Origin of the sequence: Pediococcus acidilactici (assembly GCA_024970065.1) — a bacterium.
In the GTDB taxonomy this organism is placed as follows: Bacteria; Bacillota; Bacilli; order Lactobacillales; family Lactobacillaceae; genus Pediococcus; species Pediococcus acidilactici_A.
Genome location: CP103908.1, coordinates 1,552,928 through 1,575,158 on the forward strand (window position 1 = coordinate 1,552,928; position 22,231 = coordinate 1,575,158).

At 45.0% G+C, this 22,231-nt stretch carries 24 protein-coding genes; 4 read left to right on the top strand and 20 right to left on the bottom strand.

Going from position 1 to position 22,231, the window contains the following annotated elements; translation table 11 throughout:
* Positions 1–38 precede the first annotated feature (38 nt).
* The 12 genes from rplK to NYR25_07520 form a co-directional block, all read right to left on the bottom strand.
* Positions 39–464: a 50S ribosomal protein L11 gene (rplK, locus tag NYR25_07465; protein UWF33423.1), complete on the bottom strand. Its 426-nt coding sequence runs from the start codon at positions 462–464 to the stop codon at positions 39–41.
* A gap of 128 nt (positions 465–592) precedes the next feature.
* Positions 593–1,141: a transcription termination/antitermination protein NusG gene (nusG, locus tag NYR25_07470; protein UWF34726.1), complete on the bottom strand. Its 549-nt coding sequence runs from the start codon at positions 1,139–1,141 to the stop codon at positions 593–595.
* A gap of 91 nt (positions 1,142–1,232) precedes the next feature.
* Positions 1,233–1,403: a preprotein translocase subunit SecE gene (secE, locus tag NYR25_07475; protein ID UWF33424.1), complete on the bottom strand. Its 171-nt coding sequence runs from the start codon at positions 1,401–1,403 to the stop codon at positions 1,233–1,235.
* A gap of 12 nt (positions 1,404–1,415) precedes the next feature.
* Positions 1,416–1,565 carry a 50S ribosomal protein L33 gene (gene rpmG, locus NYR25_07480; protein UWF33425.1) on the bottom strand — a complete coding sequence of 50 codons (150 nt, stop codon included), beginning with the start codon at positions 1,563–1,565 and terminating at the stop codon, positions 1,416–1,418.
* A 54-nt stretch (positions 1,566–1,619) separates the two neighbouring features.
* Entirely contained in the window at positions 1,620–2,201 is a 582-nt protein-coding gene (locus NYR25_07485; GenBank protein UWF33426.1) for a sigma-70 family RNA polymerase sigma factor, read from the bottom strand.
* Between the two features lie 136 nt (positions 2,202–2,337).
* Complete coding sequence (gene rlmB, locus NYR25_07490) at positions 2,338–3,093, bottom strand: 23S rRNA (guanosine(2251)-2'-O)-methyltransferase RlmB (protein ID UWF33427.1); 756 nt, start codon at positions 3,091–3,093, stop codon at positions 2,338–2,340.
* The gene (locus NYR25_07495; GenBank protein UWF33428.1) at positions 3,086–3,499 is read right to left on the bottom strand and encodes a Mini-ribonuclease 3; all 414 of its coding nucleotides are present in this window, start codon (positions 3,497–3,499) and stop codon (positions 3,086–3,088) included. The genes rlmB and NYR25_07495 overlap by 8 nt, the downstream gene beginning before the upstream one ends.
* A complete protein-coding gene (cysS, locus tag NYR25_07500; GenBank protein ID UWF33429.1) occupies positions 3,492–4,910 on the bottom strand; it encodes a cysteine--tRNA ligase in 1,419 nt (472 codons plus the stop codon). The genes NYR25_07495 and cysS overlap by 8 nt, the downstream gene beginning before the upstream one ends.
* Before the next feature lie 147 nt (positions 4,911–5,057).
* Positions 5,058–6,545, bottom strand: a complete 1,488-nt coding sequence (gene gltX / locus NYR25_07505; GenBank protein UWF33430.1) for a glutamate--tRNA ligase — start codon at positions 6,543–6,545, stop codon at positions 5,058–5,060.
* Positions 6,546–6,670: 125 nt separating this feature from the next.
* The gene (locus NYR25_07510) at positions 6,671–7,819 is read right to left on the bottom strand and encodes a PIN/TRAM domain-containing protein (protein ID UWF33431.1); all 1,149 of its coding nucleotides are present in this window, start codon (positions 7,817–7,819) and stop codon (positions 6,671–6,673) included.
* A 114-nt stretch (positions 7,820–7,933) separates the two neighbouring features.
* Complete coding sequence (gene radA, locus NYR25_07515; GenBank protein UWF33432.1) at positions 7,934–9,304, bottom strand: DNA repair protein RadA; 1,371 nt, start codon at positions 9,302–9,304, stop codon at positions 7,934–7,936.
* A 93-nt stretch (positions 9,305–9,397) separates the two neighbouring features.
* A complete protein-coding gene (locus tag NYR25_07520; protein ID UWF33433.1) occupies positions 9,398–9,934 on the bottom strand; it encodes a dUTP diphosphatase in 537 nt (178 codons plus the stop codon).
* Between the two features lie 128 nt (positions 9,935–10,062).
* Between NYR25_07520 and NYR25_07525 the strand changes: the two genes are divergently transcribed.
* The 3 genes from NYR25_07525 to NYR25_07535 are packed head-to-tail and all read left to right on the top strand — an operon-like array spanning position 10,063 to position 12,475.
* On the top strand, positions 10,063–10,386 hold the full coding sequence (locus tag NYR25_07525) for an N-acetyltransferase (GenBank protein ID UWF33434.1): 324 nt from the start codon (positions 10,063–10,065) through the stop codon (positions 10,384–10,386).
* A gap of 10 nt (positions 10,387–10,396) precedes the next feature.
* Complete coding sequence (gene rpiA / locus NYR25_07530) at positions 10,397–11,083, top strand: ribose-5-phosphate isomerase RpiA (protein ID UWF33435.1); 687 nt, start codon at positions 10,397–10,399, stop codon at positions 11,081–11,083.
* 45 nt (positions 11,084–11,128) lie between these two features.
* Positions 11,129–12,475 carry a C1 family peptidase gene (locus NYR25_07535; GenBank protein ID UWF33436.1) on the top strand — a complete coding sequence of 449 codons (1,347 nt, stop codon included), beginning with the start codon at positions 11,129–11,131 and terminating at the stop codon, positions 12,473–12,475.
* 212 nt (positions 12,476–12,687) lie between these two features.
* Here the strand turns inward: NYR25_07535 and NYR25_07540 are convergent, their stop codons facing one another.
* The 6 genes from NYR25_07540 to NYR25_07565 are packed head-to-tail and all read right to left on the bottom strand — an operon-like array spanning position 12,688 to position 17,589.
* Complete coding sequence (locus NYR25_07540) at positions 12,688–13,359, bottom strand: 2,3-diphosphoglycerate-dependent phosphoglycerate mutase (GenBank protein UWF33437.1); 672 nt, start codon at positions 13,357–13,359, stop codon at positions 12,688–12,690.
* 23 nt (positions 13,360–13,382) lie between these two features.
* Complete coding sequence (locus tag NYR25_07545) at positions 13,383–14,150, bottom strand: carboxyltransferase (protein ID UWF33438.1); 768 nt, start codon at positions 14,148–14,150, stop codon at positions 13,383–13,385.
* Between the two features lies 1 nt (position 14,151).
* The gene (locus tag NYR25_07550; GenBank protein UWF33439.1) at positions 14,152–14,934 is read right to left on the bottom strand and encodes an acetyl-CoA carboxyl transferase; all 783 of its coding nucleotides are present in this window, start codon (positions 14,932–14,934) and stop codon (positions 14,152–14,154) included.
* Positions 14,935–14,936: 2 nt separating this feature from the next.
* Positions 14,937–16,232, bottom strand: coding sequence for an ATP-grasp domain-containing protein (locus NYR25_07555; protein ID UWF33440.1), 1,296 nt, complete (start codon positions 16,230–16,232; stop codon positions 14,937–14,939).
* A gap of 1 nt (position 16,233) precedes the next feature.
* Positions 16,234–16,611 (bottom strand): acetyl-CoA carboxylase biotin carboxyl carrier protein subunit, encoded by a 378-nt coding sequence (locus tag NYR25_07560; protein ID UWF33441.1) that lies wholly within the window; start codon positions 16,609–16,611, stop codon positions 16,234–16,236.
* Positions 16,612–16,620: 9 nt separating this feature from the next.
* The gene (locus NYR25_07565) at positions 16,621–17,589 is read right to left on the bottom strand and encodes a ketoacyl-ACP synthase III (GenBank protein UWF33442.1); all 969 of its coding nucleotides are present in this window, start codon (positions 17,587–17,589) and stop codon (positions 16,621–16,623) included.
* 228 nt (positions 17,590–17,817) lie between these two features.
* On the opposite strand from NYR25_07565, the gene NYR25_07570 reads away from it, so the two are divergent.
* On the top strand, positions 17,818–18,279 hold the full coding sequence (locus tag NYR25_07570) for a hypothetical protein (GenBank protein UWF33443.1): 462 nt from the start codon (positions 17,818–17,820) through the stop codon (positions 18,277–18,279).
* 231 nt (positions 18,280–18,510) lie between these two features.
* Here NYR25_07570 and NYR25_07575 read toward each other — a convergent pair whose 3' ends face one another.
* Positions 18,511–19,011 carry a PTS sugar transporter subunit IIB gene (locus tag NYR25_07575; protein ID UWF33444.1) on the bottom strand — a complete coding sequence of 167 codons (501 nt, stop codon included), beginning with the start codon at positions 19,009–19,011 and terminating at the stop codon, positions 18,511–18,513.
* Between the two features lie 20 nt (positions 19,012–19,031).
* Positions 19,032–21,962, bottom strand: a complete 2,931-nt coding sequence (locus NYR25_07580; GenBank protein ID UWF33445.1) for a sigma 54-interacting transcriptional regulator — start codon at positions 21,960–21,962, stop codon at positions 19,032–19,034.
* Positions 21,963–22,231: the final 269 nt, after the last annotated feature.

A 22,231-nucleotide genomic window follows, 5' to 3' on the forward strand; every position in this document is an offset into this window, starting at 1 on the left:
GATACATCTACTTTAGTAGAGTATCCGACAGTTTCGTATTAGCCTTCGACTTCGAAGCCCATGCTACGAGCTGTACCTTCGATCATGCGCATAGCAGCTTCAACATCTGCAGCGTTTAGATCTTGCATTTTTGTTTCAGCGATTTCCTTAACTTGTGCAGAAGTAACCTTAGCTACTTTCTTTGTGTTAGGTTCGCCGGAACCATGTTCTACACCAGCAGCCTTCTTTAATAGAACTGAAGCAGGTGGTGTCTTTGTAATGAAGTCAAATGAACGATCTTCATAAACGGTAATCACAACTGGAATCAACATACCAGCTTGGTCAGCTGTACGTGCGTTGAAGTCCTTTGTGAATCCCATGATGTTAATACCTGCTTGTCCAAGAGCTGGTCCAACTGGTGGAGCTGGAGTTGCTTTTCCTGCAGGAATTTGCAATTTAACAATATTTGCTACTTTCTTTGCCACGAGACGTACCTCCTTAAAATAAGTCCGTGTGTGGTCACGATGAAGATTTATATTTCTTCTCCCACATTAAGTATGCAAGGCATACTACGATATATTACCATAGACCAAAAAAATTATCAAACTAGAATTTAATCAATCTTATCGATTTGGTCAATATCTAATTCAGTGCTGGTTTCCCGGCCAAACATGTCGATATTAACTTTAAGTTTCATGTTATTGTGGTCGATTTCGGTAATTTTACCAGTCAAGCCTTCAAACGCTCCGTCAACGATCGTAACTAGTTCGCCAACTTCCACGTCGATGTCCGCGTGGCGAGCCGTCATTCCTAAACGGCGAAGCACCCGGTCAACTTCTTCAGGTAGTAGCGGCGTTGGCTTACTTCCGGAACCATGAGAACCGATGAACCCGGTTACGCCCGGTGTATTCCGTACCACGTACCAGGAATCATCCGTCATCACCATTTCCACCAATACGTAGCCCGGAAATTCGTTTTTCTTAACCGTTTTTTCCTTACCGTTCTTGGTTTCAATCTCTTCTTCTTCCGGTACGACTACCCGAAAAATGTAGTCTTCCATTCCCATGGACTTTGCCCGAGAATCTAAGTTATTTTTAACTTTATTTTCGTAACCAGAGTAAGTATGTAAAACGTACCATTTCTTTTCTTCAGATTCCAAAATTAGCGCTCCTTTTCCAAAATAAAAAAACTCCGTAGACACGAAGTTTTTACCAACAATCAAATTATAACAAAATTATCTCTATAAAGCCATTTTAGATAAACAACTTTAAGAATAATTGAATCAACCAGTCTACCAGTGCCAAGAAGGCCACAAAGAACAATGACGTGGAAACTACCGTTGCCGAATCATGTCTTAACTGTCGAAAATTAGGCCAGTCAACTTCCTTCATTTCTTGTCCAATGCTTTTTAAAAACCGAAACATATGTCCCGCCTCCTATCTGGTTTCACTGTGAAGGGTGTGCTTATTGCAACGTTTGCAATATTTTTTCACTTCTAAACGTTCCGTACGTTGTGGGTTTGCAACAATCGTGTAATTTCGCGATCCACAAACTGTACATGCTAAAGCAATCTTTTTCTGGGACATAAAAACCCCTCCTTGTCGTCACTCAACTTTAGCATGGTCTTTTCTGAATGTCAATTAGCGTTGTCCGTATAATTGGCGACTTAACTTTTGCTTACACCGAAGCAACGCATTTTGAATTTTAGCAACGTCATATCCCAACCGTTCCGCAATTTGGTCCGGCCGTAGCCCCTGAAAAAGCAACACCGAAACTTCCTTTTCAAATGGCGATAGTAACGTTTCGTACTCCGCATACGTTTCCTTGACCATCAGCTGATTTTGCGGAGTAATCTGGGAAACCTGTTGTCCTAAGACCTCGGCTTCTTCTTCCAACTCTTCTAACGACTGTGCGGCAAAGCCCGCCTTTCGTTTATACGCCATTTCAAAGCGTAAAATACTAAAAATACGGTTGCGAAAGTTATTTTTGAAAAAAGCTCCCAACGTAATTTTTAAATCCGCGTCGTAATTAACCACCGAGTTAAAAAAGACGATCCGGCCTTCTTGCATCCAATCATCCCAATCAAAACTTCGAATGGTGTACTTTTGGCGCATCTTTTTGATAATCGGGTGGTACTTGTTAAACAATCGTTCAAAATTGTGCGTGTCATCTGCCTTGACCTCCGCAATAATTTTGGCCTCATCCAAATCAACTTGTTGCATTTTAACCTCTCCTTTTTGTAATCGCTTACTTTTTACGGAAAGTTATGCTACCAAGCCTTTTTTGAACTACCAACCCGGTTTTTTGGATTAAAAAAACGAATAACCGACTTTTTAGTCAATTATTCGTTAATTAGTTTTATAGCGGGTGTCGCGAGTTGTATCCCTGATAAATCAGTAACCCTGCAGCCACACTGGCATTCAAGCTTTGGATGTCGCCGACCATCGGGATGGTTAACATCTCATCAACATTTTCTTTGGTAAGCCGCGCCATTCCCTTACCTTCGTTACCGATGATTAGGCCAACTGGGCCGGTGGCATCCCAGCGCCGGTAGTCGGTGCCTGCCATATCAGTACCAAAGATCCATAAACCGCGGTCCTTCAATTCTTTCAAAGTGTTCACCAAGTTATTAACTTGCACTACGGGTACCCGTTCGATGGCCCCGGCCGAGGTTTTGGCAACCGTGCTGGTCAACCCTACCGCCCGCCGTTTCGGGATGATTACTCCATGGACCCCGGCAGCATCTGCCGTCCGTAAAATCGAACCGAGGTTATGCGGATCTTCGATTCCATCTAAAATCACCACAAACGGTGCTTCGTTACGAGACTCCGCTAATTCAAAAACTTGCTCTAAGGAAGCATACTCAAAGGATGCTACCGCCAAAACTACTCCTTGATGATTTTGCCCGTTAGCTAGCGTATCCAATTTAGATTTAGAAACCCGTTGAATCACCAGCCCCTGCTTCTTAGCCTTCGAGATAATTTGGCCGATGCTTTCTGATTTTAAGCCTTCTTGGATGAAAACCTTATTGATCGAATGGCCGCTTTTTAGGCTAGCCATCGCCGGATGCCGGCCGATTACGAAGTCCGGTTGTTGTTTGTTTTCGTTATTCAATACGTAATTTTCCTTCCTCTACTTTATCAATGCACCACTGTGCAAATTCGTCTAGGCGTTCAGTTTGGTTGGTCAAGGATAAATAACCAACGATTGCTTCAAATCCAGTCGAAATTCGATACGTTAAAACAGAAGTGTTTTTAGCCGAAGTGTGACTTTTAGCGTTACGCCCCTTCTTAAAGGCTTCCCACTCCGCTTCCGTGAGAAAATCATTTTCTTGCATTGCGTCAATTAACGCTGCTTGAGCCTTTGCTGACACGTAGCGGGTCGCCACGTGGTGTAGCCGATTCGGTTTAGTCATGCCCTCTTCAATCAAATGTCTTCTAATGTAAACTTCGTATTCCGCATCCCCTAAATAAGCAAGGGCGATTCCGTTAATTGCTTGATAATTAATCTCTTTACTCATCTTTTTTTCTCCAACGCGTTCCTTGGGGGGTATCTTCTAGAATAATCCCCATTTCTTTTAATTGATCCCGCAACCGGTCGCTAGTTTCAAAATCGCGCGCAGCCCGGGCCGCGTCACGTTGCTTAACGAGCGCTTCAATTTTTTCGTCAGCTGGTGCTTCAGTTGCGGTTGCTAATTCAATACCGAAAATTGCAGCCATATCAGCAAATTGTTTCGCTAACCGGTCAATTTGTTCGTGGTTTACCGTTGCTTGTTCACTATAAACGTTAATTAAGCGGGCAAATTCGTAAACTACCGTAATGCCGTTTTGGGCGTTGAAATCGTCATCCATGGCCGCCACAAAGTCAGCTTGCAACGCTGCGGCTTGTTGATCAACTGCTGGATCAGCAGCCCCGTCCGCAGTTTGCCGGCGATAGTTTAAGTTAACGTACGCATTTTGCAACTTTTCCAAGTTGTTTTTCGCGTCTTGCAGGCTAGCTTCGGTATATTGAATTGGCTTGCGGTACTGGGTGGTCGACATCAAGAACCGCAAAACTTGTGGGTTAACTTGCTTAATTAAGTCGTGCACCGTGACAAAGTTACCGAGAGACTTACTCATCTTTTCGTTATCGTCGCCCACGGTCACAAACCCATTGTGCATCCAGTACCGGGCAAATTGCACACCGGTCCGGGCTTCACTTTGGGCGATTTCATTTTCGTGGTGCGGGAATTGTAAATCTTCGCCGCCCCCGTGGATGTCAAAAGTATCACCTAGATACTTAGTTGACATGACCGAGCATTCGATATGCCAACCGGGACGCCCTTTTCCCCACGGAGCTTCCCAAGCGATCTCGCCAGGTTTAGCGGCCTTCCACAACGCAAAGTCAATCGGATCTTCTTTTTGCGCCGTTTCTTCATCATTGATGTGTTGGCTAGCACCCTGTTCTAATTCATCGATATTTTGGTGGGAAAGTGCGCCGTAGTCTTTAAAGCGGCGGGCCCGGTAATACACGTTGCCTTCCACAACGTAGGCGTAGTCTTTTTCAATAAGGTCCGCCACGAAGGCAATGATGTCCGCAATGTTTTCAGTTGCCCGTGGATTTACGGTTGCCGGCTCTACGTTCAATGCCTGAACGTCTTCCTTAAATGCGGCAATGTACCGATCTGCCAATTCCGGGACCGTTATATTTTCGGCTTGGGCAGCCTTAATCATTTTATCGTCCACGTCAGTAAAGTTAGACACGAACCGAACTTGATATCCCCGGTATTCCAAGTAGCGACGAATGGTGTCAAACGCAATTACGCTACGAGCATTTCCAATATGGATATAGTTGTACACGGTCGGGCCACATACGTACATAGAAACCTGATGATCAACTAAAGGTTTAAAAACTTCTTTTGAACGAGTCATCGTGTTGTATAGTTTAATCATTTTTTCACTCCCTAGGGGGATTTTTATCTCTTCTAATCATAATTGAAAACAAAAGCTAACGCAAAGAAGAAAAGGGGCCCAAAAAGCAATCTCCCTCAGGAAATTACTTTTCCAGCCCCTTTTAATCATTTATTAAATATTTTTAATTTAGCTTAATTCTTCAATCATTGCCCGCAAATGCTTCATTGACAATTCGTGACCGAGTAATTCCAAACTTTCTGGTAATTCTGGTCCGTGCATTTCGTGAGTAATCGCAATCCGAATTGGCATCCATAATTTACGTCCCTTAACGCCGGTTTCTTTTTGAACCGCCTTAATAGCCGCCAAGATGTTTACCGTATCAAAGACTTCTAAGTCAGCAAACTTCTTTTCCAAAGCCTTCAAAACTGGTAAAGCATCGTCTTTTGCCATTTCTGCCTTGGCTTCTTCGTCAATGTCTTCTGGACCGTTAAAGAATAGTTCAGCAAAGTCAACAATTTGCGCGGTATAACTCATTTGCCGCTTAAACAAGTTAATCAACTTACGAGCCCATTCGATCTTCATTGGGGCAGGATCGGATTCAATCTTGCCCGCCTTGATCAATTGGTGTAACGCGGAGTGCATAATGCGATCTTCATCAGCAGCCTTCACGTACTGGTTGTTGATCCATTCTAGCTTCTTCGCGTCAAACGCTGCGGGTGACTTACTCAAACGTTTTTCATCGTACATCTTGATAAATTCACGTTGGGTGAAGATTTCACTTTCGCCCACTGGAGACCAACCGAGTAATACGATGAAGTTTAGCATTGCTTCTGGTAAGTAACCTAGGCTCCGGTATTGTTCAATAAATTGAAGGATCGTTTCGTCCCGCTTACTGAGCTTCTTACCAGTTTCACTATTGATGATCAAGCTCATGTGACCGAATTTAGGTGCTTCCCAGCCCAAAGCTTCGTAAATCATCAATTGTTTTGGTGTGTTGGCAACGTGATCATCCCCACGGAAAACGTGGCTGATCTTCATCATGTGGTCGTCAACTACCACCGCGAAGTTATAGGTCGGCATGCCGTCCCGTTTTTGGATAACAAAGTCGCCTCCGATGGTTTCAGAATCAAAGGCAACGTGGCCCTTAACGATGTCATCCCATTCGTACTTCTTGTGTTCGGGTACCTTAAACCGAATTACGGGTTGAATTCCCGCAGCCTTTGCGTCAGCAATCTTTTGGGCCTTTTCTTCAGGTGATAATCCAGCGTATTCGTCAACGTAATGCGGCATTTCACCATTTGCCCGTTGTTCTTCGCGTTGAGCAGCTAATTCTTCTTCCGTCATGTATGACTCGTAAGCTTTGCCTTCCGCTACCAACTGGTCGATCAGGGGTTGGTAAATCTCTTTTCGTTCAGATTGCCGGTAAGGACCGTAATCGCCGGGTTTATCAGGACCTTCGTCCCAATCCATACCTAACCACTTCAAGTTATCGATTTGGCTTTGTTCACCATCGGCGATGTTCCGACTCTGGTCGGTATCTTCAATTCTTAAGATAAACTTTCCCTTGTAGTGACGAGCAAATAAATAATTAAATAAAGCTGTCCGGGCGTTACCGATATGCAAATGTCCCGTTGGACTTGGCGCATACCGCACGCGAATTTCTTGCTTTGCCAAAATTAACACCTCTCCCAAAATTATGTCACAATGTCTCTATTCTACATTTATCTACTACAGAAATAAAGTGAGCCATGGAAAAACTTTTCTTCCGTGCTTCTGAATCTTTAAGCTTGAGCAATTCGTTACTTAGATCCTGGCTTTTTGCCTTCCTTTTCGTCCGGCTTATCGTGAGTGATTTCCTTCGTGGAATGCATTGGTTTAGCGAAAATCATCCGGCCCGCATCGGTTTGGATTGCACTCGTAACGATAACTTCAATCGTCTTTCCGATGTAGAACTTCCCATCTTCGACCACGACCATCGTTCCGTCATCTAGGTAAGCAACCCCTTGTTGCCGTTCCGTACCATTCTTAACTACGTGAACGCTCATTGATTCACCCGGAATTACCCGGGGCTTCAAGGCGTTAGCCAATTCGTTAATGTTGAGCACCTGAACGTTTTGGAACTGGCTCACCTTGTTTAAGTTGTAGTCGTTAGTGACGATTACCGCGTCCTTATCCTTGGCCAACTGGATCAGTTTACTATCAACTTCTTCGATCTCTTCGTAATCGCCTTCGTACATCTCAATTGGCATGATTTTTTCGTTTTGCAACTTGTTTAAGAAATCAAGTCCACGCCGACCACGTACCCGTTTGATACTATCCGCGGAATCCGCAATGTATTGTAGTTCGTACAATACGAAGTTCGGAACTAGCAGCGTACCTTCTAACAATCCCGTTTTCACCAAGTCGTAAATCCGACCATCAATCAAAATGTTGGTATCCAAAATTTTATAATGGTGGTAATTTTCACCAGCCCGGCGGTCAAGCACCTGGTTATTCACGTCGCGCTTCCGGGTTTGGAACAACTTTTTCCACTCGTTAAAGCGAGTCGTTCCTAACCGGTACCCTAAATATCCCAGCATTAACATTAAAATTAGTGGAATCACCGTATTTACAAAGAAAACGTGGGACCGATAGAATAAGGTCGAAATTAAAATTGCAATTACTAGCCCCAAAACCGTTCCAATGCTACCGGTAATTAAATAGAGTGGCGACGTGTCAATCAGTGCCTTTTCGATTCGTTTCATCATTTTCAAAACGTAACTCGTCAAGAAAATGGAAAGAATCCAAAAAATAACCGCCCCAATCAAAAAGTTAGTCACCCGGTTATTTAGTAAAACAATCGTGTTGATCTTAAAGACCAACCAAATCAACGGCAGGTACGCCATCCCAAGCGCCCCACCGGCCAAAGCGAAAACCGCTTGGACGATTCGTTTTTTGATGTCTTTCATTCTCTTTCCCCCTCGTGTTAAATAAATTCAAGTCGAAAAGTTGCCCTTCCAACTTCACTCGTACATTAAACAATCAATTATCTTTTTAATGCCCTTACTTAATGGCCAACGCTGTTAATTAAACGCCCGGCGAATTGCATCAGCAATCGTTGCTACGCCCACAACTTCAATTCCTTCGGGGGGTTGCCAACCCTTCAAATTATTCTTCGGAATTAAAATTCGCTTGAAACCAAGCTTTTGTGCTTCAGCGACCCGTTGTTCAATCCGGTTAACTCGGCGGATTTCACCAGTTAAGCCAATTTCACCAACAAAACTATCGGTCGGCCGGGTTCCCTGATTTTTAAAGCTTGAAACGATACTGATTGCCAACGCTAAGTCAATTGCGGGTTCGTCGAGCTTAACGCCGCCCGCCGCCTTCAAATAGGCATCTTGGTTTTGCAAGGTAAGCTTCGCGCGCTTTTCAAGTACCGCCATGATCAGCGAAACCCGGTTGCGGTCCAAGCCACTAGCCGTCCGTTGCGCATTTCCAAAAATGGTCGGCGTAATCAAGGCTTGAATTTCAACTAAAATCGGTCGAGTTCCTTCCATTGAGACCACAATTGCCGAACCCGACGCATCTTTTAGCCGCTCTTCTAGAAAAATCTCCGACGGGTTAGCTACCTCGCGCAACCCTTCTTCACGCATTTCAAAAATTCCTAATTCGTTCGTGGAACCAAACCGGTTCTTCACCGCTCGCAAGATCCGGTAAGTGTGGTGCAGGTCACCTTCAAAGTAAAGCACCGTATCCACCATGTGTTCCAAAATCTTTGGCCCGGCAATTGCGCCGCCCTTGGTCACGTGACCAACGATGAAGATGGTGATGTTATTAGTTTTCGCGATTTGCATCAATTCCGCGGTAATCTCACGAATCTGGGAAACACTACCAACTGCCGATTCAATATCGGGCTCCTGCATGGTTTGAACCGAATCAATAATCACGTATTCGGGGTGCAACTCCTCAATTACGGCACGTACGCTAGACATATCCGTTTCCGGATACAAGTAGAAGCGTTCACTATTGACTTTCAATCGTTCGGCACGCATCTTAATCTGGGAAGCACTTTCTTCACCCGATACGTAAAGCACTTTGCGTTGCGTCTCTGCCAACTGTCCTGATAGCTGTAACAACAAGGTCGATTTTCCGATTCCAGGATCCCCACCAATCAAGACTAGGGAGCCATCAACCACCCCGCCGCCAAGTACGCGGTTAAGTTCTTCCATCCCGGTTTTCACCCGGGGTTCTTCGTGCATCGCGACGTCCGAAATCAACTGCGGCCGCGTGTGTTTACCATCAAAGCTTACCCGACTCTTCCGTTCGGTCTTGGGATCGCTCATCCGTTCTTCAACTAAAGTGTTCCACTTACCACAATTGGGACAGCGTCCTAAAAATTTAGGGGAGGCGTATCCGCAATTATTACATACAAACTGGGTCTTAACTTTTGCCATTCTCCCGTCCTCTCAATCCGTGTGATCACCTTATAGAATAGCATGGATCACCTAGATTTATTAGTGATTTGTTTGACCTTTATTGATTTTTAATTATCGTTTGGTTGAACCAAAGCCACCCGTCCGCGTTTGCAGATTGCCGGTTTCACCGTCCGCAGTCAGGTAGTTCATGAAAATTCCTTGACCAATCCGTTCACCCTTTTTAATGGTGATGTCCGTAATGCCGTAGTTAATTAATTGGAAGAAAATTTCTCCTTCATTTCCGGAATTATTGTAGTAATCAGCGTCAACAATCCCCACCCCGTTAGGTAAAATCAACCCTCGTTTTAGCGGGTTGCTGGAACGGTTGGCTAGCATTAAATATTCATCATCTGCCATGTAAGCCTTAATTCCCGTTGGCACTAAGTAAGGTTTTAAAGCCGCTTGGGCCAATTGTTGCTGCGCGGGAGAAACTTCTTCTTGGTGGCGAACTGCCCACAACACTTTAATGAAGTCCATCTTCCAAATACTTGGCAACGTAAAATCACGGGCAGCTTCAAAATCATACCCCGCGGCTGCCTTGGTCTGCCGTTGTGGCAAATGCAATCCTTGTCCTTCGTAACTGCTTACAATCTCAAATCCTCGTTTCATATCGTTCCTCCCAATGATGTTTATTTCATTATCCGTTGTATCCAAAAATTTGTAAACGTAAATCTCGGTAATCAATTGACTTTATCCGCTTTCTTTACGACAATTAGTAGGGTAAGGAGGCTTGGAAAATGGAGCGTAACCTTGATGAAAATCGCCTTTTTTGGACAAACGACGCTAACGACCAGGTCGGACAAATTTTGTATTCTCCAATGCCGGATCAAGCGACCTTGATCTGCGAAGAAGTTCTAGTAAACCCTCAGTTTCGCGGGCGTGGAATTGGGGGCAAAATCATGACTGATTTTGTGGAATTTGCTAAAGAACGGCAGCAAAAAATTTATCCGCTTTGCCCGTTTGCCCTCAAGTACTTTCAAAACCATCCCGAACTTGCCGGCATGAATATGCACGAGCAAATCACTGCTGAAAAAGTTAAAAATCTAACCAACCGAAAGTGAGTAGATAATTATGGATCAAAATGAACTAAAAAAACTGGTAGGTAACGAAGCCGTTAAATTTATTGAAGACGGCATGACCGTTGGCTTAGGAACCGGCTCGACGGTTAAATTTATGGTTGACGCCCTGGGTAAGCGCGTCAAGGAAGAAAATTTAAACATTGTGGGAGTTCCGACTTCCGACCGCACTGCTAAACAAGCTCGCGATTTAGGGATTACCGTTAAGTCCGTTGACGAAGTTGACCACATTGACTTGACCATTGACGGTGCCGACGAAATCAGTAGCGATTTCCAAGGCATTAAGGGCGGCGGGGCAGCCCACCTCTTCGAAAAAATTGTGGCCACCAATTCCACTAAAAACATGTGGATTGTTGACGAATCCAAAATGGTCGACAAGTTAGGCGCTTTCCCACTTCCGCTTGAAGTAATTCCTTACGGTAGCAAGCAAGTCTTCAAGAAGTTAGAAGCTAAGGGATTCAATCCTGAGTTCCGCATGGACGAAAATGGCAACCACGTCTTAACCGACTCTAAAAATTACGTAATCGATTTGCATTTACACGAAATTGACGATCCACATGCATTGGCAGATTACCTAATCAAACAGGTTGGAATTGTCGAACAAGGTCTCTTCTTAGATATGGTCAACACGGTTATCGTGGGTCGGCAAGACGGTCCCGAAGTTCTTCAAGCACGTCCTTAATTATTTAATAAGCAAAGTTTTTTAAAAGAATTGGAGCTGATTTATTTGAGTAAAGAAATTTCTAACGAATTGATTAACCAATTTAATCAAGAATATCACGACCGCAAAGAAGCCAAGGTTTTGGAACGTACGGTCACTAAAAACGGAATTTTAAACGCAAGCCGCAACTTAGCTGCTGACGTGCAAAGCACCCCGGTTTTCTCCATTGATTTAGACACTGGTGACGTAGCTAACCAAAAACAAAGTGGGCGTTGCTGGATGTTTGCCGCTCTAAACACCATGCGTCACGACATGAAAAACCGGTTTAAAGTGCCCGGCAATTTCGAACTCTCCCAAAACTACACCTTCTTCTGGGACAAATTCGAAAAATCAAACTGGTTCTACGAAAACATCATTAAAACCGCAGAACTTGAACCAGACGACCGCAAAGTGGCCTTTCTACTTAACGAACCCCAAGGCGACGGTGGTCAATGGGACATGTTGTGCGCCCTAATTGAAAAATACGGCGTGGTACCACAATCCGTTTACCCAGAAACATACAATAGTTCTAAATCTCGCGAATTTGACACCCTATTAAACGAAAAACTTCGTAAAGATGCGATCACCCTCCGTAAGATGGTCCGGGACCAAGCTAGTGACGATGAAATCCAAAGCCGGAAGGAAAAGATGCTTAGCGAAGTTTACCGGATGGCCGCTTATAGCTTTGGTGAACCACCGGTTAAATTTGATTGGGAATTCCGGGATAGCGATCAAGTTTACCATCGGGAAGCCGGAATCACCCCTAAAGAATTTTATGACAAGTACGTGGGCTGGAACCTTGATGACTACGTTTCAATCATTAACGCACCAACTGCGGACAAGCCATTTAACAAGACGTACACAATTGAAATGTTAGGTAACGTGGTCAATGGTCGTCCTGTTAAACACTTGAACCTCACCATGAAGGACTTCAAGCAAGCAGCAATCAACCAATTAAAAGCTGGTAAATCGGTTTGGTTTGGCTGCGACGTTAACCAACATTCGGAAGCTCGTGAAAAGGGACTGCTTGACCTTGACGCCTTTGCGGAAGATGAACTATTTGATATTGACCTTTCCATGACCAAGGCTGAACGTTTGGACTACAAGGAAAGCTTGATGACCCATGCGATGGTATTAACCGGGGTCGACCTCGTCGATGGTCAACCAACGAAGTGGAAAGTCGAAAATAGTTGGGGAAAGAAAGTCGGCGAAAAGGGCTACTTGGTAATGTCAGACGCGTGGATGGACGAATACTGCTACCAAGTTGTTGTGGAAAAACAATACTTGACGGAAGCCCAACGCAAGGCTCAAGCAGAAGAACCAACCGTGTTGAAGCCATGGGATCCGATGGGATCGTTGGCGTACAAGGATTAGAGCGCAGAAGTCCCTGGGTAGCTTATGAGGACTAACAGAATTTAGGGTTTAATTGTGGTTAGGCGATTAAACCATAAATTTGGTTAACCGGAAAAGCTTGGTGGCTGAAGCTCGTTTCGATTACATTGCAGTGAAAAGCCGCTCTACCACCATCTAAAAAAAGCTGAGATTAGGATTAACGTCCTTGTCTCAGCTTTTTTAGTATTAAAAATTTACATTTTAGTTTTTTCCACAATGTTTAGCCGGTGATCCATTTCATAAATGATCGGCTCGCCGTTTTCCACTTCGACCCCATCAATTCCCCGATCCGAAATCTGTTCGAGATACTTAATCAAGGCTCGCAGCGAGCTGCCGTGGGCGACCACTAGTTGATTTTCTCCTTGAATTAATCGCGGTGCGATCTGGTCAACCCAGTAAGGCAGCAGCCGGTCGTAGGCCATGTGTAAGCTTTCTCCCAACGGTTCGTGGAGAATTCCGTACATTCGGTAACGTCGGTCGTGGTCGGCGTGTTTTAATAAGGGCGGAACCGCATCGAAACTTCGGCGCCATAACGCCACCTGATGTTTACCATAAATTTGACGGGTCGCGTCCTTATTCTGCCCCCGCAGTGCTCCATAGTGTCGTTCATTCAACCGCCACGTTTTGGCAATTGGTAACCAACTTTGACCGAGCTCATCAACCACAATATTGGCGGTCACGATGGCCCGTTGCAACATCGAAGTATGCACCGCAGTAAAATTAATCCCCGCGTTTGCCAATAACTTCCCCGCTTCGTGGGCTTGTTGAATCCCCCGTTCCGTCAGTGGGACGTCGGACCAGCCTGTATAAACGTTATCCCGGTTGGCAGTACTTTCACCATGTCGAATCAAAACTAATTTAGCCATTACTTTCTCCCCTATTTCAGCAGTTAATCGGCAAACCAATTCCGTAAAATTTGCTGAAATTTTTGCTCACGTTGCATCACTAATTCATTTTCATCCATTTTCCGGCTCGTTGCAAGCCATTGCCGCAAAGCTTCCCGTAAATTTTCAGTTAATTGGGGAACCTCTTTGAAAACTTGGTCCGCAACTCCGATTTGCTGTAATTGGTTAGCAGTCATCGGCACCCGGGCTAATGCGTGGTCGTCACGTAAAATTGCCGCCATGGCTTCTGGAGCCGCAACGGAAAATAAACCATTCTCTAACATCCATAATTGGTTAGCATTCGCAAAAGCTAGGGCGCCTCCACTATGACCTTCACCAACGATAATTGCCAAGTTAGGCACCCGGAGCGCGCCCATGGCTTCCATCAGGTTGGCAATCATTAAACTCTGACCTTCATTTTCGGAGTCTACGCTGGCATCGGCTCCGGGCATGTTCAGTAAACTAATCACCGGGCGCCCAAAACGTTGAGCTAATTCCACGTTTCGTAACGCTTTGCGGTAACCGCCCGCCCGGACTGCACCACCATTTTTCGCTAACCGCTCGGTAAGGTCCTGCCCCCGATCCACGCTTAAAAAAGTCACCGGTTGTTCTTCAAAAAGACCAATTCCCGTCCAAACCGCCGGGTCATCGCTATTCATCCGGTCCCCGTGAATTTCCACAATTTCCGTAAGCAGTTGTCGAATAATTTGTTGGCCCGTAATCCGCTGGGCGGCGCGAACCTTGTTTAGTCGTGCGCTTAATTCTTTATCCATACTAACCACCATACCCGTGTAATTTTAATAATTGTCGTAAATAATCACGGAGCTCTTCACGTTGCACCACGGCATCTAATTGACCATGCTGCAGTAAGTATTCTGCCGTTTGGAAATCAGTGGGCAAGGCTTCGCCAGTTGCCTGCTGAATCACCCGTTTTCCTGAAAAGCCAATCTGGGCGTGATCTTCCGCAATTACGTAATCACTTTTAAAGGCAAAGCTGGCCGACACCCCACCCATCGTCGGGTCGGTCAACACGTTAATGCTTAAAACATCAGCTTCCCGCAACCGGCGTTGCTCAGCTAGAATCGTATTCATTTGAAGTAACGCATAGATTCCTTCTTGCATCCGAGCCCCGCCGGAAGCCGTAAACAAAATCAGCGGGTAACCTTGGTGCCGCGCCCAACGCATAATTTGCCGCAACGCCGTCCCAGTTACCGTACTTAAGGTCCCCATCATAAATCGGTTATCCATAATTCCCGCAGCTACCGGAACGCCCGCGATGGTTCCCCACCCAATGGTGATTGCCTCGGTATGTCCGCTTTGCTGCTTACTTTTAGCTAATTTTTGATCGTAATTAGGGAATTTTAAACGATTTTGCGTCGCTACCGGTACGGCGAATTGATTAAACGTACCTTCGTCGAAAGTAATTGCAATTCGTTCTTCCACCGTTAAGCGTTGCGGACAACGACAAAAAGGGCAACGCCGAAACGTTCCCCATTGTAATTCATGTACGTGTTTGCCACATTTTGGGCACTTTGACCAACGATTTTGCTTTTGCATCACTAACACCCATCCAAAAGATTTTGATAAGTCCGAATGTCATAAGTTCCTTGAATAAATGCGGGACTTGCGACTAATTGTTCTACCGCGGCCAAGTTTGTTGGCACTCCGGTAATTTTAGTTTGTTTTAAAGCTTGTCGTAATTTTTGTACCGCTTGTGCTCGCGTAGAAGCCGTAACAATAATTTTTCCTACCAACGCATCGTAATACGGTGCAATTTGGTTGCCCGCAGCATATCCGGTCTCAATACGAGCCTCGGGCCACTCTAATTTCATAATTTTTCCAGGCGCAGTGGCGTTGATTCGCGCCTCAATTGCGTGAATTTGGGCATCCCCCACCTTTACCAGCTCCGGTTGTCCGGCTGCCACTACGATTTGGGTCTGCACAATGTCAATCCCGGTAGTTTCTTCGGTCACCCCGTGTTCAACTTGCAAGCGAGTGTTCATTTCTAAAAAATAAAATTCTTCCCCCACTTGCAAAAATTCCACGGTTCCCAAACTTTCATAGCCGCTTTGATCCAACAAACGGTGAACCGCTTGATACAACCGCTCACGTTGTTCAATCGTCAAGTTAGCGGGACTTTCTTCCACCACTTTTTGGCGGTGCAACTGAATACTACAGTTCCGGTCGCCTAAAATGACAATTTGATCGTTAAGCCCCAATACTTGCACTTCAATGTGCCGGGCGTTTTGGAGGTCCCGTTCCAGATACAGCGGTGAACTTCCAAAGGAAGCTCCGGATTCTTGGCGAACTACCGCAATAATTTGGGCTAATTCTCGTTCGTCGCGGGCAACCCGAATACCCTTGCCTCCGCCCCCAAAACTAGCCTTTAATAAAACTGGATAGCCAATTTTTTCGGCTGCTGATTTAATTTGGCGGTCGTCAGTAATTAACCCACTTCCCGGAATAGTGGCAACCCCGCGCTGTTGAGCCAATTCCCGGGAGCGTTCTTTGTCTGCGTAACGCTGGATTTGTTCCGGACTCGGACCGATCCAAGTTAGCCCGCATTCGGCAACCATGGTCGCAAACAACGGGTCCTCCGATAAAAATCCGTATCCCGGATGGATCGCGTCGCTACCGGTGATCTGGGCCGCCATTAAAATTGCTTCCCGATTCAGGTAAGATTCCTGCGCGCTCGCTGGACCCACACAAATTGCTTCGTCGGCCATTTGAACGAATTGGGCCTGCTCATCACCGGTTGAATACACCACGACCGTTGGAATCGCTAACTGGCGACAAGCCGTAATAATCCGCACGGCAATTTCGCCGCGGTTAGCAATCAAAACCTTCTTAAACATTTTATTTCCCCACCAATTCCACGAGCGGTTGGTCGTAAGCGACCCCTTCACCGTCGACTACCAAAAGTCGCTGAACCGTACCAGCTTGGGGAGCTTTAATGTCATTAAACAGCTTCATGCTTTCAATTTGCGCAATTACCTGTCCCTTTTCCACCACTTGTCCCGCGGCGAGTTCCTGATTAAAGTGTACGATTCCCACCATCGGGCTCTTCACCATAACCCCGGATGGCTCCGGAACTGGTGTTGTGGTCTGTGACGTTGTTTGGGAAGCATCCGCCTTTTTCACGTGTAGCTTTAACCCATCCACCTCGACGTCAATTTCTTGGTACGGGTAATCTTTTAGGCGATTTAAAATATCATAGACTTTGTCAATTTTCATCTTTTATACCTACAATTTAATAATTAAACTACCATAATCTAAACCGGCGCCAAAACCAGTCAACAAGACTGTTTTAGCACTGGGATCCCGACTTTGCAACTGATCCAACGCCATCGGAATTCCGGCAGAAGACGTGTTGCCGTAATCTTGGACGTTGGTAACAAATTTTTCAAACGGAATTTGCGTTTCTTCCGCAATCTTTTCAATGATTCGCAAATTAGCTTGGTGACAAATTACGTAATCAATGTCGTCATGCAGCCCATTACGGTCCAAAATCGTTTGCATTTGTGGGGGTACCGCCCCTGTCGCAAAGCTAAACACGTCCCGTCCACTTTGGTAAAATGCGTCAATTTGCGGATAATTACTTGCTTTTACCTCGCTAATGGCTGGAATTCGTCCACTATGGATGTACCCATTTTTTTCAGCTAAGGTAGCTAACTCTTCATCAACGAAAAAGTCGTCGGTCTTCGTCGATTGACTTAAGATTACTCCGCCTGCTCCATCACCAAAAAAGACGGCCGAGGTGCGGTCTTGAAAGTCCATCATTTTGGAATTAGTTTCCGCACTAATCACCATGGCATTTTGGTAACGCCCGGAGCGCAAAAACTTTTCAGCAGTACTTAGTCCAAACACAAAGCCTGCGCAAGCCGCCGAAATGTCAAAAGCAAAAGCGTTACGGGCACCAATTTTATCCTGCACTAGGGCCGCAGTTGCCGGAGTCAGGGAGTCAGGGGTGATGGTTGATAAAATAATTAAATCGATTTGGTCAGCCGTTAAGCCACTCTTTTCCAACAGTTGTTGGCCCACCGTTGCTGCTAGATCCGAGGTGTTTTCCGCACCTAACGCATAGTGGCGAGTTTTAATCCCTGTATGAGATTGAATCCATTCGTCGCTCGTATCCATAATTTGTGCTAATTCATCATTATCTACCACCCGTTCGGGAACGTAATGGGCGGTAGCTAAAATTTCTAAACTCATTTCGCCAACTCTTCCTTACTTTAATTTATCATTTTATTTTATCAGTAAATAATTGGTTATGAAAACTATCTCACTAGTCCATCTAACCACTTTAATTGATTTATCCGCCAAAAGCTTCTCAAAGGCTAATTCTTATTTTTCTCTTAAGAAATCGACTACTTGCCTTTTAGGGAATTAATATTTATCCTTAAAGTTAACAAGCACCGTATTTTAATGGAGGTATGCTGAATGTTTAATTTTTCAATTAGTTGGTTAATCTTTTGGATGAAGGGCCGGGTAGAAGTTGACAATCAATCCGTTCGCAGCCGGATCCCGCGGTTATTAATTTGGATTTTCCCATACGGGATGGTTGCCAAGGACGTTAACTTAGCCGATATTAAGGCTACCGAGGTTAAGGGGAAGACCCAAGCCTTCCCCCTCTTGTTGGGCATCGTTTTAATTGTTTTAGGGATTTTAAGCGCAATGAATGACGGAGTTGGTTTAGGGATTTTGGCGATTGTAATCGGGATCATCCTAGGAGGCGCAGGTTTTAAAGCCCGCTTAGTATTGAATACCACTCAGGGCACCGTCAATTTTGACGCAGTTGCTTTCCACAAGGACGTTCTCGTTCAGATTGCCCAAGAAATAAAAAATCGGCAAACCAAGCCAGAACCACAAATTAAGGACAACCAAGTTCTCGAAGAACTATAACCGCTTCGTTTTACCAATGAAGTATCCTTTAACTGAAAAAACGTGGAACAAAGGTTGGTTAGTTTATAGTCATTAACTGAAAATCGACTATTATGCCAGATACAGGCATAATAGTCGATTTTTGTTTGGGTTAAACAAGGCATACTGCCTTTTGGCGCACGTTTTTACCCCATTAAAGGCAAATCGCCAAAAGGATTTTTCTAGTCTTCCCCGGTCTATTTTAGCTAAAATTTATAATCCGTTCTTATCAAGCATTTTAATTAAATCTTTGCGATTATCGTTCGGGATTTTCTGAGCGTATACCGTTAAACCATGCGCAGCCAGAGCCCTAATTGCCGCAATTTCATCCTTACCAACCGCAATGGCATCCGTTAACATCGTCATATCTACCGCATAGGCCAGACTCCCCACGTCAACTCCTAAATTACTGATGTCGATGCCGCCTTCGACTAGTTTCAGCATATCTTGAATCGTTTCCGTTAGCAACAACACCTTAAACGAATCAAATTGCGGATCGTGATAGATCTTAATCATTTTATCGACCGTAATCACGTTCACAAACACTCCCGGAGGAGCAGCCTGGGTAATCAGCGTTTTTCGTAACGTATCTTCGGCCACGCTATCAGAAACCACCAAAATCCGGTTGGGCTTTACCTTCTTAGCCCACGCGGTGGCAACTTGCCCATGCAAAAGCCGACTGTCTACCCGTGCGAGCAATATTTCCATTGTCATATCCTAATTTCCTCCAAAAATTATTGATTCTTCTCCATCTCATTTAGGATTGTATCATTTTTTTCTTGCCAGGTTTCTAACAATTTGTAAATATAAAATTCTTCACCTAACGTCATTTTGATTTGGATTCGTTGAAGGAACTGGTCGTCTGCCGCTTGAACCGCTTTGAACCACGGCTGTTCTTGAACTTCTGCTAACTCGGCTGCGTTGACTTGCATGGGGTGGTTGGTCAATTGACGCTCTACCGCACCCGCCACGTGCATAATTAGGTTAATCCTAAAAGACTCGCTAAACTCTACCCGTTGGCTTTGTGCAAGGTAATCGACATAATTCCATAAGATATCGGCAAATTTATCGGCATTCAAGAACACAAAGTACTTCGACAAGTACTGCCGACAAACACTGCGGGTTAATTTAGCATCCTTTTCGTCAAAAACCCATGAAAGTTCACTTCTTTCCGCTAACTGGCGGACAAACTTTTCGCCACCGCCCTGCAATAAGGATTGTAACGGCATGAAGGGAACCCCTACTTCCGGATCCACCACCCCAGTGGCGGCAACAATGGTATATTTCTGTCCAATTTCTTCAATTGCTTGATGCATATCCACAATTGAAATTGGGAACACTTTAATATCTTCAATTAAGTTCTGCAAGAGGAGTTGGTCAAGAATCCCCTTAATCTTTTGGGCAGTGCCTTCGCCTGTAGAACAAATTGCAATTACCGCCTTGGGCTTACCCGAAAGCATCGCCACGGCCTGATTATCTTCCACCGATTGGCTTTCGTCGGTAATTGCTACTCGGGAGTATCCGTGAAATTCACGAAGTTCCGCATAAATCTCATCTAAATTACTATCGATAAAGGACGCCTTTCGGGTAGCTTCCAAAACCATCGCGGTGGTCACCATGTCGATCACCTTGACCGGAATCTGGGTTTCTTCGGTTATTTTTGGTCCAAAAGTACTTAAGGAGCCCATGTCTACAAGGAGCAGCACCCCTTCGCCTTGGTTGGCGGCCCGAACCCGGTCAACAATTCCCTTATAGGCCACCTGTGGATTCATATCCAACGGCATGTCAAAGGCTTGAATTGAATTATCCGATAATAGTTGCGAAACCACTTGCGCCATTGAACTAGCCGTATTGCTGCCATGTGCGGCCACTACAATACCAACCTTACCGGTACTGGTAGGCACCGTTTTAAGTGAAATTAGGAGTACGGCCAGGTAGTAGCTTTCCGATTCTGGGATTGGCAACCCGTAATGTTGTTCTAGCGACTCTTTGATTGATTTAGCGACTTCGAGCTCTTCTGGATAATCCTTAACCATTGCCACTAAGTCGTTGCCCATTAACCGCATCGGCTTTCCCGATTGGATTCGTTTGATGAAGGAACTAATGTGCAAACTCATCGCGTAAATAAAGTTGTCCTTAAAGTGATAGTTAAGCCGGTTTTCCACCTTAGGCTGAATTTGCTTGGTGAAATTAATGATCCCCTTGTCCACGATTTCAGCCAACTTACTTTCCGCGTTCACCGTGTCTAGGTCGTTTTTATAAAACGATTTTAAATGGAGATTAATATCGGTAGTAATGAAGTTATTAATATTTTCTTGGTCGAGCCCCTCTTCGCGAAGCATCATCGCTTTATCCCCAATGATTTCGTACAAGTTGTAGGGGAGCTCGTAACTATCTTTGCGGGTAACCGGAGTGGCGTAACTAGCTCCGGGCTTAACCACCATGTAAGGTTCCAAAAGTTTGGAAATTGCCCCGAGTTCCTGTCGGTTAGACGCCAAATTTAACAATCCGTCCTTGATGTTGCTAGGTAAATCATCGGAAGTAATCATGATTTTTCCTTCATTACCAATGTTGTTAAGGAACCCTTTCGCACACACCAGTTGGATGTTGGACTTCAACTGACCAACGTTTCCGTAAGTAACGCTACCAAGCAAAGCTTGCACCACGTCTTCGGTTAACGTGATTTCCTTGTTCGTCCGGTTAGCTTCAATGGTAACTAACGAACGCAGCAGTTCAATTCGTTCTTCCGGACTCCGTTTATTGAATGGTGGGAGCTGAATCGTAATTGGAATCCGTCGTACAAAAGTTTGCAATAGCGTGCTTTCCGGATCTTCAGTTGTCGCACACACTAACCGAACGTTGGCATGGTGGGTTTTAGCAGTTTCCCCTAACCGACTGTAGGTCCCGTGATCCATAAAATAAAAGATCATCTCTTGACCTTCTGGCGGAAGGCGGTGTACTTCATCGAGAAACAGCATTCCGCCGTCCGCTTCTTGGATCAAGCCGTCTTGTTCGTCATCTGCTCCGGTAAAGGCTCCCTTCACGTAACCAAACAAATGGGACATCAGCAATTCTGGGTTATGGGCGTAATCCGCACAGTTAAAGGTTACCAGTTGTTGGTCCTTACTGAGTAAATTGCGGGCTTGCGCGAAATCAAACATCGCGTTAGCAAAGTATGTCTTTCCTGACCCCGTGGGACCGATGATTAACGTATTCAACCCGCGCGGTGGGTACAACATGGCCGCCTTTGCCTGCTCGATTTGGTTTTTCATACTTTGATCTTTCCCAATCATTCGGTCAAAAATGTCTTTATGGGAATTAGGGTGTTTAGCAGGGGAAGGGTCATCTAATTTTCCCGCCAACTTTTTCTTCCCTAGCTCCATCCCGCTAATCCCATCTTCAATGTGGTATTCCGAAGGGTCTTGCGCCAGCGGATCGTTTTCATTTAGTGCTAGTTGACAATAGCGGACCGGACGTCCAGAAATTTTAAATAGTTTTCGTTGCCGAACTAAATCATTTAATTCCTTACTAACGTTGCTACGTGCAATCTTTAACGCGTCCGCAATCGTCGAAGTTGTTAAGCCGTTTTGCCGGTTTGCTTCGTCCGTTGAAGCAGGCTCCGTATGTTCCAAAACGTATTGATATATTCTTTCTTGTCGTTTCATTTAGCCTCACCACGTTAACTGTATTAAACACTGTCTGTTATTGATACACTACAGTTTAACACACTTTTCCCAAAGCGTTTTCAAGTTGGATTTTCTAGGGAACGGGTTTGATTTCTCGGGTGACAAGTTAAGGCCCTGACCAGTTTATTACGGTCGGGGCCTTAACTTGGACATTCTATTCTGGTGCGGTGGTTCTGGGGAAAGGATACTCTACTATCGTCATGCTGAAACAAGCTCCAGCCCTTAGCTTCTTCCGGTTAACCAAATAT